This window comes from Ornithinibacillus sp. FSL M8-0202 (assembly GCF_037975285.1).
Classification (GTDB): domain Bacteria; phylum Bacillota; class Bacilli; order Bacillales; family Amphibacillaceae; genus Ornithinibacillus; species Ornithinibacillus massiliensis.
This window is the reverse complement of sequence record NZ_CP150248.1, coordinates 1,464,111-1,478,607: the sequence shown is the minus strand read 5'-3', so window position 1 is coordinate 1,478,607 and position 14,497 is coordinate 1,464,111. Positions and strand designations below refer to the sequence as shown.

Annotated in this window: 13 protein-coding genes and 1 other annotated feature; of the genes, 10 read left to right on the top strand and 3 right to left on the bottom strand. The window is 37.9% G+C overall.

Annotation, left to right across the window (positions count from 1 at the left end; genetic code table 11):
- Positions 1 to 32: 32 nt before the first annotated feature.
- A complete protein-coding gene (ehuB, locus tag MKY78_RS07655) occupies positions 33 to 893 on the bottom strand; it encodes an ectoine/hydroxyectoine ABC transporter substrate-binding protein EhuB (RefSeq protein WP_339217175.1) in 861 nt (286 codons plus the stop codon).
- 364 nt (positions 894 to 1,257) lie between these two features.
- Between ehuB and ytzI the strand changes: the two genes are divergently transcribed.
- Entirely contained in the window at positions 1,258 to 1,434 is a 177-nt protein-coding gene (gene ytzI, locus MKY78_RS07650) for a YtzI protein (protein ID WP_186869635.1), read from the top strand.
- A gap of 298 nt (positions 1,435 to 1,732) precedes the next feature.
- On the opposite strand, the gene MKY78_RS07645 is transcribed toward ytzI, so the two are convergent.
- Both MKY78_RS07645 and MKY78_RS07640 read right to left on the bottom strand, forming a co-directional pair.
- Positions 1,733 to 2,704, bottom strand: coding sequence for a ring-cleaving dioxygenase (locus tag MKY78_RS07645; RefSeq protein WP_339217174.1), 972 nt, complete (start codon positions 2,702 to 2,704; stop codon positions 1,733 to 1,735).
- Positions 2,705 to 2,804: 100 nt separating this feature from the next.
- Positions 2,805 to 3,377, bottom strand: a complete 573-nt coding sequence (locus tag MKY78_RS07640) for a M15 family metallopeptidase (RefSeq protein ID WP_339217173.1) — start codon at positions 3,375 to 3,377, stop codon at positions 2,805 to 2,807.
- Positions 3,378 to 3,611: 234 nt separating this feature from the next.
- Here MKY78_RS07640 and MKY78_RS07635 point away from each other — a divergent pair, with 234 nt between their 5' ends.
- From MKY78_RS07635 to MKY78_RS07595, 9 genes are all read left to right on the top strand, one after another.
- Entirely contained in the window at positions 3,612 to 4,097 is a 486-nt protein-coding gene (locus MKY78_RS07635; protein WP_211742347.1) for a DUF456 family protein, read from the top strand.
- 366 nt (positions 4,098 to 4,463) lie between these two features.
- The gene (locus tag MKY78_RS07630) at positions 4,464 to 5,927 is read left to right on the top strand and encodes an ABC transporter permease (RefSeq protein ID WP_339217172.1); all 1,464 of its coding nucleotides are present in this window, start codon (positions 4,464 to 4,466) and stop codon (positions 5,925 to 5,927) included.
- 15 nt (positions 5,928 to 5,942) lie between these two features.
- Entirely contained in the window at positions 5,943 to 6,614 is a 672-nt protein-coding gene (locus tag MKY78_RS07625; protein ID WP_211742349.1) for an ABC transporter ATP-binding protein, read from the top strand.
- Positions 6,607 to 8,121: a PASTA domain-containing protein gene (locus MKY78_RS07620; RefSeq protein WP_339217171.1), complete on the top strand. Its 1,515-nt coding sequence runs from the start codon at positions 6,607 to 6,609 to the stop codon at positions 8,119 to 8,121. Before MKY78_RS07625 ends, MKY78_RS07620 begins: the two co-directional genes overlap by 8 nt.
- A 225-nt stretch (positions 8,122 to 8,346) precedes the next feature.
- Positions 8,347 to 8,576: a binding site (T-box leader), on the top strand.
- Between the two features lie 215 nt (positions 8,577 to 8,791).
- Positions 8,792 to 10,231 (top strand): proline--tRNA ligase, encoded by a 1,440-nt coding sequence (proS, locus tag MKY78_RS07615; RefSeq protein ID WP_339217170.1) that lies wholly within the window; start codon positions 8,792 to 8,794, stop codon positions 10,229 to 10,231.
- 860 nt (positions 10,232 to 11,091) lie between these two features.
- Positions 11,092 to 12,249: a M20 family metallopeptidase gene (locus MKY78_RS07610; RefSeq protein ID WP_339217169.1), complete on the top strand. Its 1,158-nt coding sequence runs from the start codon at positions 11,092 to 11,094 to the stop codon at positions 12,247 to 12,249.
- 66 nt (positions 12,250 to 12,315) lie between these two features.
- The gene (locus tag MKY78_RS07605; protein WP_339217168.1) at positions 12,316 to 13,083 is read left to right on the top strand and encodes an ABC transporter substrate-binding protein; all 768 of its coding nucleotides are present in this window, start codon (positions 12,316 to 12,318) and stop codon (positions 13,081 to 13,083) included.
- A gap of 30 nt (positions 13,084 to 13,113) precedes the next feature.
- Entirely contained in the window at positions 13,114 to 13,773 is a 660-nt protein-coding gene (locus MKY78_RS07600; RefSeq protein ID WP_186869643.1) for an amino acid ABC transporter permease, read from the top strand.
- Positions 13,766 to 14,488 (top strand): amino acid ABC transporter ATP-binding protein, encoded by a 723-nt coding sequence (locus MKY78_RS07595; protein WP_339217167.1) that lies wholly within the window; start codon positions 13,766 to 13,768, stop codon positions 14,486 to 14,488. The genes MKY78_RS07600 and MKY78_RS07595 overlap by 8 nt, the downstream gene beginning before the upstream one ends.
- Positions 14,489 to 14,497 lie beyond the last annotated feature (9 nt).

Genomic DNA, 14,497 nt, shown 5'->3' with positions numbered 1-14,497 from the left:
GGGAAACCCTATGGAGCCCTGTTGATAAATTTCTAGATTTCACCGTTGCATATTTTTTCAGTTGTAATGTCCCCTGGAACCATGTTCATCTGCTCGCTGAAGCCATTTTTCTCAAGTAGCTCAGCAACTGTACCATCAGCTTTTAAATCAGCAAGTACTTCATTATAAGCCTCAACTAATGCTGTATCTTCTTGATTAAATGCTGCTGCCCCATAACTAGGAACACCTTCAACGTCTGGTTGTTCAAATGTTTCTACGAATTCTATTTCATCTGTGTTTGCAGAAGCTAATGCATCTTTAATCGTCATTTCTGTTCCAGTAGTAGCATCTGCACGCCCTGATTGGACAGCGGCAATAGATGCTGGAATATCAGGTACGGAAAGAATCTGACTTGGATCAACACCAGAATCTAATAGGAATTCATTTTCTGTTGCTCCTTGCATGACCGCGATAATAGTATCTGGGTTATTGGCAATATCGTCATAGCTTTCTAGATTAAGAGGGTTCCCTTGTTGGACAATTAATCCTTCCCCATACATCATCTCCGGCTCTCCAAACGCAACATTTTCACAACGGTCTGGTTGGATAGCCATGCCAGCAGTTATAACGTCAAACTGTCCAGCGTTAATTCCGGAGATTAACTGCCCAAACTCTAGTAGTTCGGATTCCATTTCTTCTACACCAAGTTCAGCAAATACTGCTTTAGCAATATCAACTGCCGCCCCTTTTAATTCACCATCTTCCTCATAAGCATAGGGCTTTTCATTGGCAAATCCGATGGTGACTTTACCTTCGTCTTGAAGCTTGGCTAGTTTATCTCCTCCATTTGAACCACATGCTACTAAGAGCGCTATCGTGATGAACAGGACTGAAATTAACCATACTTTCTTCATAAAATAATAAAACCTCCTATAAATTGAATACTCCAACGAATAGTCGGATGTATTGTGTAATGGATTCTATGTAAAAAAATGAACAAAGAACTAAGATTCTTCTCGGTAAATAGCTACAATTAACATGTTATCGATATTAAGAATTAGGCTCAAATTGGATATGTTCTGATAATTTAAATTTAATCTGATTAAAAATATGTTAAAGCGGAAGAGCTCTTTGATTCTTAAAGATACTAGTTCATGTTGAATAATCCTAAAGAATCCTTAAGTTTCGACAAAACAGTCCATAATATGTAACTTACTCTATCCGAAACTATGTTAGAATAGATGCAACAGAGTTTGGACGTAAAGGAGGCGTAAGAAAGTGATTTGGGTTGTGGCGGTTATATGTATTCTTATAACGGGAATTGTTTTATATCTATCGATTCTAACTTTGGATAAGGGGTATAGTTATAAACATAAAGTGGACCCGCTTCCATCGAATGTAGAAGAAGAAGCGGAGCGTAATCAAGGAAATTCATCTTCTCGTGATCATAGCTAATAGAGTGGAGTGTAAAATCAGGTTCGGTTTTATGCTCCTTTTCTATTGGTTCTAGTAGATTAGATTTTTTGGCTGAAACAGGTTTTAGAGGTTACTTGATATCTTAGATCGTGTTTATTGCCAGCTTGGAAGGGAAGATTGTACTATGATTAGCTTGCCCCTGTTCGGAAAGACCTCATAGAGTCATCGATATGCCTTGCTGGGAGTGTTCTTGTATATAGAACATTCACTAATACCGGTCTTTCCGAAGCAGGTTACGTGCTATCTTGTGGGTGTACTTTACAAGTTAACATTACGTTTAGTTAGTAGTATCAAGTGGTTTTAATTTTGATTCAATTTCGTCTCGTCTATCCTCGAAGAATGGTGGAAGGGCCAGTTGTTCACCGAGATGGTCTACATCTTCATCGGTAGCAAAGCCAGGTCCATCAGTAGATAGTTCGAATAAGATGCGATTAGGTTCTCTAAAATATAATGCTTTAAAATAATATCGATCCACAATCCCCGAATTTGGTAAGCGATTTTCGATCAAGATTTGTTTCCATTTTTCTAGTTCTTCATCATTTTCTACACGAAACGCAACATGATGAACACTGCCACGACCAGGTCTTTCTCGAGGTAAGTCTTTTCTAATTTCTAAATGGACTTCAGCCCCCGTTCCACCTTCACCAGTCACAAATACAAGGATGTCTTCTTGATCTTTAATAGGTGAGGGATAGCTTCCTACCTGTTTAAAGGAAAGTACTTCCGTTAAGACAGCAATAGTTGGTTCTGCATTAGGAACGGTTAGTTTAACGGGTCCTAGCCCAATTATTCCATTTTCTACAGACGCATGACTGTGTTTCCAAGGTTTCCCACCAGCAACTCCTTGGTTATTCTCATCAGAAACGAGGGTTAAACGTTGCTGTTCATGGTCACGGAAATGGATAACTTGACGTCCATTTTTTTCCGTTATTCCATCATGTTCTACCTGATATTGATTAAATCTATCGATCCAATAGGCTAATGCTTTATTATTAGGCACACGTAAAGAGGTCCCTGTAATACTGTTGCTTCCAGGATGTGTCCTACCAGCATTGGGAATTTCAAAAAAGGTTAGGTCTGTTCCTGGTCTACCTATTTCATCTGCATAGAATAAATGATATACCGATGGGTTGTCTTGGTTAACGGACTTTTTCACCAGGCGCATCCCAAGTACTTTCGTATAGAAATCATAGTTCTTACGTGCGTTAGCAGTAATTGCGGATACATGATGAATACCTTTTAAATACATACTCATAACCTCCAAGTGAATTTGTCTCTAATTCGAGATATTTTCATTGTACTAGAATATGGATGTAATGTCTAAATAATATGGATTTTTAGGGATAACATTACTCCGTAGGCATCTCATTCTTTGGCCTAAATCCAAGCTTTAGCTGTTGAATGGATAGTCCGAATGTCATTTGTAGGTGAGGATAGTCTTTAAATCTGGTCCAATCTCCACCCCATTCGAAGCCTAGCTCCTTGGCAATGGCTACCACTTCGTCCCAATCGGGAATCGTATTATTATTCCCATCATACTGCATATCCCATGTTAAATTACCATCTGAATCCATTATCGCAAAATCAATTGCGAGTCCGTAGTTATGATAGGATTCACCAGCCTGAGCGTATGTTACGATATTTCCTTCTTTCGTACGCCCTTGGGCATAAAGTTCATTTTGCCTGTCAAATGAGCGAATGGATTCGGTAATGATAATGGTTATGCCTTGTTGTTTGGCTTGTTCTACTAATAATTTTGCCTTTTCCTCGACTATAGGATGGAGCTCTGTTGGGATGGGAGCATTTTTTCCGTGAAATTCATAACGATTAAAGCCTAAATTGTGATAAAGAAAATACCCAACTAAACCTAATGCAAATATAATGATTCCGAATGTAATCGTAACTCGCCCCAACGTTCTCATTTTCAATCTCCTTCAACGTGGTATAAACTAGCTATCCAATTTCATTGACTTATATTAGAATGAATTTAAGTGATTTGCTCACTGTTTAGGACTTATTGCTTTGATGGTATCGTACTACTTCTATAGTAAGTGTTTGGAACCTTTAGGGAAACTATAAACGTATTCATACGAATAAAGAAATAATTTTTCCAGCATGCTTAGAATGAAAGAAAAATAAGGATAGGGGGATAGTCCATGTTAGATGTGATTCTTTGGATTTTAATAGTGGTATTATTCATCGTTAGCTTTATTGGTGTCATTTATCCGATTATTCCTTCTGTATTATTAATTTGGATTGGGTTTTTATTGTATCAGTTCGGAATCAATAGTGATGAATTAGGATGGCTTTTCTGGATTGCAGTAGCAATATTAACCGTTCTATTATTTGTAGCAGATATTGTTGCCAATAGTTACTTTGTCAAGAAGTTTGGAGGCAGTAAATGGGGGGAACGTGCTGCTGCGATAGCTGTAATTGTAGGATCATTTATTATACCTCCATTTGGAATTATTATCATTCCATTTATCGCAGTTCTTGTGATTGAAATGATGCAAAAAAGAACGTTGAAAGAGGCATTTATGGCTTCCATTGGCTCCTTGCTTGGCTTCTTAGGCGGAACAGTTGCAAAAGTAATTATCCAGATGGTGATGATTATTATATTTGTTTTTACGATTATTTTTTAGTGGATAAGCTGCATTGATTTAGTCAACTTCTAAAATGAAGAAGGATAATATTGTAGCGGCATTAAGAAAGGGAAATAGTTAAATAGACAATGGGCTATCTTAGAGGAGATTATCTGAGATAGCCCATTTTTTCTTGGCTCTATTTAGTTGGGTGAATTACGGGAATTTTACAAAATTTTTGTTGTTTTTTTGTCTTGTTACCAATATAATACAATTATGTTACAAAAATACTACATCATTAAAAAATGAGGTGAGAGGTTTTATCCAGGGATGCGCTTGGATAGAAGGTAACCATTCTAAATAATATTAATAGAGTAATAGAATCTATAAAAATCAAAAGTAAATTTTTTTGTGAGGGGGTTTGTAATGAATTTTATTAAACGTGGATTTTTAGGTATTACGAGAAAAAAAGGTAAATCATTAATTTTATTAGCCGTTATTTTTATTTTAGGAAACCTAATATCTGGTGCAATTTCTATTCAACAAGCTACTGGTAATGTTGAGAATAACATTAAAGATAGGCTTGGAGCTTCTGCTACAATTGAATATGATTGGGAAGAATATGACAAGTTAAGCGAAGAAGAAATGATGAATGTAGAGATGGAAAACATAGGCGCTGATTTGATTAAACAAATTGGTGAGCTATCCTATGTAAAATATTATGATTTTAATATGTCAACCATGCTAGGATCTGAAAGTATAGAAAGTTATCGGGGAGATATGGAAGAGAATATCGTTCACCATGGACCTAGCATGGATTTTACGCTGAAAGGAATTAACTATGCCCCTGTCCTTGATTTTGAAGAGCAGAAGGGCAAGTTAGTTGATGGTCGTGTCTTTACCCAAGATGAAGTGGATAAAGGTACAGCTGTTGCCATTATTTCAACAAAATTAGCAGAAAAAAATAATCTTCATGTTGGAGATACCTTTACGTTATCTAATTCGGTCTATACATATGATGATGAGACAGGTATGGAGGAGTTAGTTACTTCTCGTGATGTCGTATTAGAAATAATTGGATTATTTGAATCTCAATCTGTTAAAGAAGATGTAGAGGTAGATTCAGATGGTATGTTCGACTGGATGGATATCGACTATCAAAATACCGTGTATGTTCCAAATGAGATTGTCCGTAGTGAAATGGTCTACAATTGGGAAGAGTATTTGAAAACGGATGAAGAGTATGCAGAAATGATGCAAGGAGAAGAGGAAGTCTTCGAATATTATACACCACTATTTGTTTTAAACAGTCCTGAAGATAAGGAGGCATTTGAGGAAGAGGCCCTTCCTTTACTGCCAGAATTTTATACTATAGTCAGTGCTACGGATCACTATGACAGCATTGCAGGGCCAGTGAAGTCCATGTCCAATCTATCCAAATATGTTCTAATAGCTGCAGTAGTTGCAACGGTGCTTATCACAGGTTTAGTAGTCCTACTATTCTTAAGAGACCGAAAACGCGAGTTAGGTATTTACTTATCGTTAGGAGAACGACGGGGCCGTGTAGTTGGGCAAATTCTAATTGAAGTAATGGTTGTTGCGGTCATTGGTATTACGATATCCTTATTCAGCGGAAACTTCTTAGCTGCACAAGTATCCGATGCGATGGTGAAAGCAGATACTGATGATCATTATAATGATTATATATATTATGGTGGCGTGTTTGAAACGGATTTGACAACAGATGATGTGTTAGCCTCTTATGAGGTTACCCTTAATTCCAGCTACATTCTAGCATTCTATGGAATTGGCCTGTTAACGATTTTATTTTCAACGGTTATCCCGTTAATATATATTGTTAGACTTAATCCGAAGAAAATACTGATGTAATAGAGGGGTGAGATTATGATATTAGAAGCGAAGGACTTAAATTATTATTATCAAGATGGAGACATGCGTCGTTATATCTTAAAAGATACATCTGTCTCTTTCGAAAAGGGTAAGTTTTATACGATTTTAGGGCAGTCTGGTTCAGGTAAAACCACCTTACTATCATTACTCAGTGCCTTGGATTCTCCGCATAGTGGGTCCGTTTTATTTAACGAAGAGGACATTAAAAAAATTGGCTACGAAAAGTATCGCCGTAATAACATCGGGATTATTTTTCAAAGCTACAATTTAATCCCGACTTTTACAGCGGTGGAGAATGTTCTAATTCCAATGTCGATTACGGAAAATGAAGTTCCAGAAGACGCAAAGACAGTGGCTTATAATTTACTAGATTACATCGGTATTGTAAAAAGCAAAGCAGATCGTCGCGTTAATAAACTTTCTGGGGGAGAACAGCAGCGTGTAGCTATTGCTCGTGCGCTGGCCACAAACGTGGAATTAATTCTTGCTGATGAGCCTACAGGAAACCTTGATGAAGAGATGGAGCAGGAGATTATTGATATCTTTATAAAATTGGCACATGAACATGGGAAATGTGTCATTGTGGTTACACACTCCAATGAAATTGCTAAGCAGTCTGATCAGGCTTTTCATTTGAGGAAGGGTGTACTATCTTCCTATGAGTGACTTCTTATCAAAATTTAACAAAGATAAATATGATGATTTGGTGAATGAAAAAGAAGATAAAAAAATAACCGAAGATAAAGAAAAGGAAGAGGAGACTCTGACAGAACCAGAACTAGAATCAGAACCACAGCAGAAGCAGGAAGAACAAGCCTCTGCTGTGGAATCGGAAGAAACGGAGCCTGATCATGGTGCCCCGCTTAATTCGGGCCCTATATCTTCTAGAAGCATTAGACGACAGGATGCGGAAGAAGATGTTGAGATTGATCTAGACTATGCTAGGAAAAAAAGACTTCGGATGTGGCTAATTATTTCAGGATCTGTCTTAGCTTGTATCGTAATTTTCTTCATATATTATATGCTCGTCCATGTGAAGGTGGAAGATTTTGTGGACAAGCCTGTTTCAGATGCTCGCACTTGGGCGAAAGAAAATGATGTAGAAATTGAATTAACACAAGAATATAGTATGGAACATGATGCAAATAAGATTATTTCACAGAGTGTATCTGCCGGTGACAAAATAAGAAAAGGGAAGACGCTCCAATTAACTAGTAGTTTAGGTCCGGATCCAGAAGAGGTTATTCCGCTTCCTGACTTTTCAGTAATGAGTCAAGAGGAAGCCAGGAATTGGATTGATGAAAACAAAGCGGAAAATCTGCAGATGGTCACAGAGTATAGTGATGATTTGGAAGAAGGCGAATTTATTAAGCTAACCATTAAGGATAGTGAAATTGATCCATCAGAATATATGCGTAAAGACAGTGCTGCCGTCTACTATTCTAAGGGGAAAGAAGTCTTCGAAAAGAATATCACCATACCGAACTTTACGGGAGCTACTAAAGAAGAAGTGGAAAAATGGGCAGAAGCCAATGAAATTGATATGACATATGAAGAAGCAGACTCTGATAGTGTTGAAGCAGGAATAATTATTAGCCAAAGCGAAGACCCAGAGGGAAAAATTGCTAAAAGAGATAAAATGAAAGTAGTTGTATCTGCAGGAAAAGCTACAGTAGTACCTAATTTTGGAGAAGTGACTGCGGACGAAGCTGCTACCAATTACCCGGATCTAGAGGTAACAGTGAAACAAGTCTTTAACGAAGAGGTTTCTTATGGAAGACTAATTTCACAGTCTGTGAAAGCTGATACAAAATTAACGGATAAAGATAATAAAAATGTTACGGTTACTTATTCATTAGGAAAACCGTATTTAGGTGATTTTCGTGGACAATCAGAAGGTGATTTGCCAAGGTTGTTTTTTGACGAATATCAATCAAAAGGCGCTGATATTAAATATATTGTTAAGTATGTCTATGCCCCGGAAGTAAAGGGGACTGTGGTAGGTATGAGTAAATTTAATGAATTCGTACCGATGACGTATACAGTGGAGATACGTGTTAGCAATAATGCTTCAGCCCCACCTAATACAGACTTTTTCGGGAATGCCCCAGAAGGTCCTGTAGAAGATCCTCCTTTGGAAGAAGGGGATAATATGGAGATTGATGATAAGTAATAATGATTGGATTCAATGGAAGAGCTGCCTGTAATCAAAGGCAGCTTTTTCATTTAAGGAAAATCATTCTTGCATTGCAATATATTTTCCCGATATTATGATGGTAATTTTTTTTCGATTTATGTATACAAAAATAAAGTACCGAAAATAGTATATAACAATTAGGTTGAGAAAAACTTGACTTTCTACAAATGGCAACTTATATTAAACTTAATATCAAAATATCTAGAAACGTTGATAAGGATTAGTACAATTTAGACTGTCTATTCAGAGAGGGAATGGTTGGTGAGAATTCCCATAGACGTAAATTGGAACCTGCCTTGGAGTTCGCCTTCAGAAGGGAATTACCCAAGAAGAAGTGCGCGGTCCTTGACCGTTATCAAGCTAAGTGTGCTTTCTACTTATCGTAAGTATGAAGTAAACAAGGGTGGTACCACCAAGCCTCGGTCCCTTATACGGATAGAGGTTTTTTTGTGTTTATATAATTTTTTTCATGTAGTTGATTTACGTAGACTAACATTGGTGCGCCCCCCTATGTCTTTGTAGCGTTTCATCCTAGATTTTTCTTCGGAAAGTGATAAGTAAAAGAGCCTGGATCACCATCTGTCCGTTGATTAGGCTAAGAAGCTATCTTTTATAAGAAATACTATAAATAAAACGAGGTGTTATTATGGGTAAGAAAAACAAAGCGTTTGTAGAGAAAATTACCGCTATGGAAGACGACTTTGCACAGTGGTATACAGATGTTGTAAAACAAGCTGAGCTAGTAGACTATGGTCAAGTTAGGGGAACGATGATCATCAAGCCATATGGCTATGCAATTTGGGAGAACATCAAAGACGAATTAGACCGTATGATTAAAGCAACAGGTCACTCAAATGTTGCCTTCCCACTATTCATTCCAGAAAGCCTACTTCAAAAAGAGAAAGACCATGTTGAAGGTTTTGCTCCAGAGGTTGCATGGGTAACCCATGGTGGAGATGAAGAATTAGTAGAAAAAATCGCAGTACGTCCAACTTCAGAAGTACTTTTCTGTGACTACTACGCTAAAAACATTCACTCCTATCGTGATCTACCGAAGTTGTACAACCAATGGGGAAATGTCGTTCGTTGGGAAAAGACAACACGCCCATTCTTACGTTCATCTGAATTCCATTGGCAAGAAGGTCATACAGCACATGCGACAGATGAAGATGCTTCACAAGAAACAGATCGCATGTTAGAGGTATATGCTGATTTAGTAGAAAAGTACCTCGCAATTCCAGTCCTACGTGGACGTAAAACCGATAAGGAAAAATTCGCCGGTGCAAAATATACATTAACCATTGAAGCACTTATGCATGATGGGAAAGCCCTACAATCTGGAACTTCTCACCACTTCGGTTCAGGCTTTGCTGAAGCATTCAATATTACCTATTTAGATGAAAATGGAAAGAGCCAATTTGTTCATCAAACCTCTTGGGGTCTTTCAACACGTATTATGGGTGCGTTAATTATGGTTCACGGCGATAATCGTGGTTTAGTCGTTCCGCCAAGAATCGCACCAACTCAAGCAATGATCGTTCCTATTGCTCAGCATAAAGAAGGCGTATTAGATAAAGCATACGATTTACGAGATCAACTGCAATCAATTGTACGAGTAGATATTGATGCAAGTGATAAAATGCCTGGTTGGAAGTTTAATGAGTATGAAATGAAAGGAATCCCAGTTCGTATTGAAATGGGTCCAAAAGATATAGAAAAAGAGCAAGTAGTTTTAGTTCGTCGTGATACAGGCGAAAAAGAATTTGTGGCTCTATATGAATTAGAAAGCCGTTTACCAGCATTGCTTGAAGAAATCCAACAAAATCTTTACGATAAAGCACTAGCACATCGTAATGAAAAGACTACGGTCGCAACTACAATGGATGAATTCAAACAAACGCTTGATGAAAAAGGTGGATTTATCAAAGCAATGTGGTGTGGAGACGTTGCTTGCGAAGAAAAAATTAAAGAAGAAACAACTGCGACATCCCGCTGTATTCCGTTTGATGCAGAAAAAGTTGCAGATACATGTGTATGCTGTGGTAAAGAAGCAAAAGAAATGGTGTATTGGGCAAAAGCATATTAATAATAGAGCAAGGGCTTGGGAGAATTCCCAGGCCCTTTTTTGACGGATAGGAAAGCATAGAATAGGTATCTTTCCATTCTCTATGGGACGAGCGGGGATGATGGTAGTTTTGCTATTTGAAGCACCTCAGTGCCCTAAATGAGGAAGGAAAGCAGAAAAAGGTAACAGAGGGGTTATCTCAGTGACCTAAATGAGGAAGAAAAGCGTGAAAAGGTAACAGAGGGGTTATCTCAGTGCCCTAAATGAGGAGGAAAAGCAGAAAAAGGTAACAGAGGGGTTATCTCAGTGCCCTAAATGAGGAGGAAAAGCGTGAAAAGGTAACAGAGGGGTTATCTCAGTGCCCTAAATGAGGAGGAAAAGCAGAAAAAGGTAACAGAGGGATTATCTCAGTGACCTAAATGAGGAGGAAAAGCAGAAAAGGTAACAGAGAAGACCCCTCAGTGACCCAAATGAGGAGGAAATGCTGGAAAAGGTAACAGAGGGTCTGCCTCAGTGACCTAGATGAGGAAGAAAAGCAGAAAAAGGTAACAGAAGGAGCATCTGTTACCCAAATGAGCAAGGAAATCCCCTCCCTTTTTAACTAATTGGAAATGATCTGCAAGCATAAGAACAAAAAAACCCACATTCGCTAGATACGAGCAAATGTGGGTTTTTACTTTACTAACTTGATAAATTGGTGATCTTCTACTACCCTTCTATTCTAGTAAGTAACAGAAGATTTCTCCGTTTAACCATACGAAATTTTATCTCCTTGTGTATACAAACATTAGATATATTTCAAAAAAAGTATTGAATAAAAATCAATAAAGTGGTATAAATATACATAATCATTAATAATAATACACAAAGGTGAATGAGACATGAAACAATTATTGAAGGATGAACTCCAAGGTATTGAACAAGATTTATGGGATATTTGTAAGCAAATGTATGATCATCCAGAGTTAGGTGATCAAGAGTATGAATCTATGAAACTTCTAACCTCACTATTAGGGAAACATGGTTTTTCTATTGAAACAGGAATTGTAGGACGACCAACTGCTTTCAAGGCGGAATATACTAGTGGAAAGCCTGGTCCGAAAATTGCTTATCTTGCTGAATATGATGCACTCCCAGGGGTTGGTCATGGCTGTGGGCATAATTTAATCGGGACGATGAGTGTTGGAGCAGGAATCACGCTTAGTAAAGTGATTCAGGAAATCGGAGGAAGTGTGGTTGTTCTTGGTACACCAGCAGAAGAAACAAATGGTGCTAAAGTACCGATGAGTGAGCAAGGAGTATTTGACGATATGGATGTTGCGATGATATTACATCCTAGTGATCAGTCCTATGTTAGTGGGGAGTCCCTTGCCATGGATGCAATTCAATTTGCGTATTCTGGAAAAGCCTCTCATGCAGCGGCATCCCCAGAGAAAGGGATTAATGCGCTAGATAGTGTTATTCAATTGTTCAACGGTATAAATGCTTTAAGGGAACACCTTCCGACTGATGTACGTATCCATGGCGTTATAACAGAGGGAGGAAAAGCGGCAAATGTCGTTCCTGATTATGCGGTGGCACAATTTTATATTCGAGCAAAAGCACGTTCTTATTTAAATGAAGTAGTGGAAAAGGTTAAGAATATAGCCACCGGTGCAGCGCTAATGGCAGGAACGACTTTGGAGATATCTAATTATGAACTTAGCTATGACGATATGATAACAAATCAGTCTTTATCAGATGCTTTTACAAAAAACTTAGCACAAACTAGTGATTTACCTATACTAGCAGCCAAGCAATCGTACGGCTCGATTGATATGGGCAATGTGAGTCAGGTTGTTCCTGCTATACATCCTTATATCGGATTAAATAAGCCTGGCCTAGTTGCCCATACAAAGGAATTTGCCGAGCAAACGATAACAGAGGATGGGTATAAAACACTTAAATCTGGTGTATTGGCACTGGCTGGAACAGGGTTTGATATTATTACCAATAAAGATTTACTAGAGTCAATCAAGAGTGAATTTGAAACACAGTGATTTTTTATACGGATTTATGCATAATTAATCAATATTATTAATGTTTATAAAGGGAGAGATGACATGATGAAAAAAATAATAGTTACTTTGATGGGAATAGTACTGCTTACCTTCTTAGCCGCATGCAATGCAGGAGAAGCAAGCTCTGCTAATAAAGAGGAGCAAAAGGTATTGAAAATGGCTACATCTGCAGATTTTCCACCATTTGAATCCTATGATGAACAAGGTAACTTTACTGGGTTTGATGTGGAATTAGCACAGGCTATTGCCGATGAATTAGGCTATGAATTAAAGATTCAAGATATGGATTTTGATGGGTTGATTGGTTCCCTGCAAGCAAAACGTGTGGACATCGTACTTGCTGGCATGAGTGCAACAGAGGAGAGACGGGAGAACGTTGATTTTTCTGAACCGTATCATCGTTCTGGGGAAATGTTTATAGCAAAAGCAGATCAGCAAATAGAAGACCTTTCTAACTTAGAAGGAAAAGTAGTAGGTGTACAGTTAGGGACGATTCAAGAAGAGGGTGCTGAAAAATTAGCGGAGGAATACGGATTTGAAGTGAAAAAAGTAGATAGTGCCAATATTTTAGTTCAGGAATTGAACTCTAATCGTATTGATGTGGCATATATGGATAAAACCGTTGCTACAGGATACATTACCTCTCAAGGCTTTACAGGCTTTGATGACCCAACCACTAGTTCTCCAGGGATGGCGATTGCTTTTCCAAAAGGGAGTGAGCTGGTAGAAGAGGTCAATGCCATTTTAAAACAGTTTGAAGAAGACGGAACACTAACAGCGTTAGAAGATAAATGGTTATCTGAATACAAGTAATTTTACAGCGAGAGAGTGAGGTGTGAAGGCATGAATTTGGACTTTAGCCAGATTGTGCCTTCAATTCCTTTTATTTTAGAAGGAATTGGAGCAACATTAAAGTTTGTTAGTGTATCCATTATCGTTGGTTTCATACTAGGAACAATATTAGCTTTGTTTAAAATTAGTAAAAAGAAATGGCTGAAATGGCCAGCGGATTGTTATACATCGATTTTTCGTGGGACACCATTAATATTACAATTAATGATCATTCATTATGCTGTTCCACAATTATTTGCCTATGATATACCAGTGTTTTTAAGTGCTGTGTTAGCATTTGGACTTAATTCTGCTGCGTATGTATCAGAAATTATCCGGGCAGGTATTATGGCTGTTGATAAAGGACAAGTAGAGGCAGCGGAGGCGCTAGGTGTAGGGTTTAGACCAATGATGGTAAATATTATCCTTCCACAAGCAACCAAAAATATATTACCTGCATTAATGAATGAGTTTATTACGTTAACGAAGGAATCGGCACTAGTTTCTACAATCGGTTATATGGATTTAATGCGACGAGCGGAGATTGTCGGAGCGCAACTTTATCGTAACTTTGAACCACTGTTAGTTGCTGGTCTTATTTATTGGGTCATGATATTTATCCTAACTAATATCGGTAGTTGGGTCGAACGGAGGATGAGGCAAAGTGATTAAGACAATCGATCTTACTAAATCATTTGGAGATAACCTAGTATTAAAAGACATCACTACAATGATTGATCAAGGAGAGGTTGTTGCTATAATTGGCCCTTCTGGTTCTGGTAAGTCAACCTTCCTACGTTGCATCAATTTATTAGAGGACCCAACAGGTGGCTTTATTTGGATAAAGGATAAGGAAATAACCAAACCTCAAGTGAATAAATTAGCGATAAGAAAAAATATTGGCATGGTATTTCAACATTTTCATTTGTTTCCTCATATGACTGTACTAGAAAATGTTACGTATGCTCCAATAAAAGTAAAGCATATGAAAAAGGATCTAGCTGAAAAGCTTGCGGAGGAATTACTTGCAAAGGTTGGGTTGACTGAAAAAATAAATGCCTATCCAAATCGTTTGTCAGGTGGGCAAAAGCAGCGTGTAGCTATTGCAAGAGCTTTAGCGATGGATCCGGAAATTATGTTATTTGATGAACCCACTTCAGCGCTTGATCCAGAAATGGTGAAGGAAGTATTAGACGTTATGAAGGATCTTGCACAAACAGGGATGACGATGGTTGTTGTCACACATGAAATGAATTTTGCCAAAGAAGTAGCGGATCGAATATTTTTTATGGATGAAGGTCAGATAGTAGAAGAAGGGAAGCCAAAGGATTTCTTTTCGAAGCCAAAGACAAAAAGAGCAGAAGACTTTTTATCGAAGGTGCTTTAAAAAAACGCG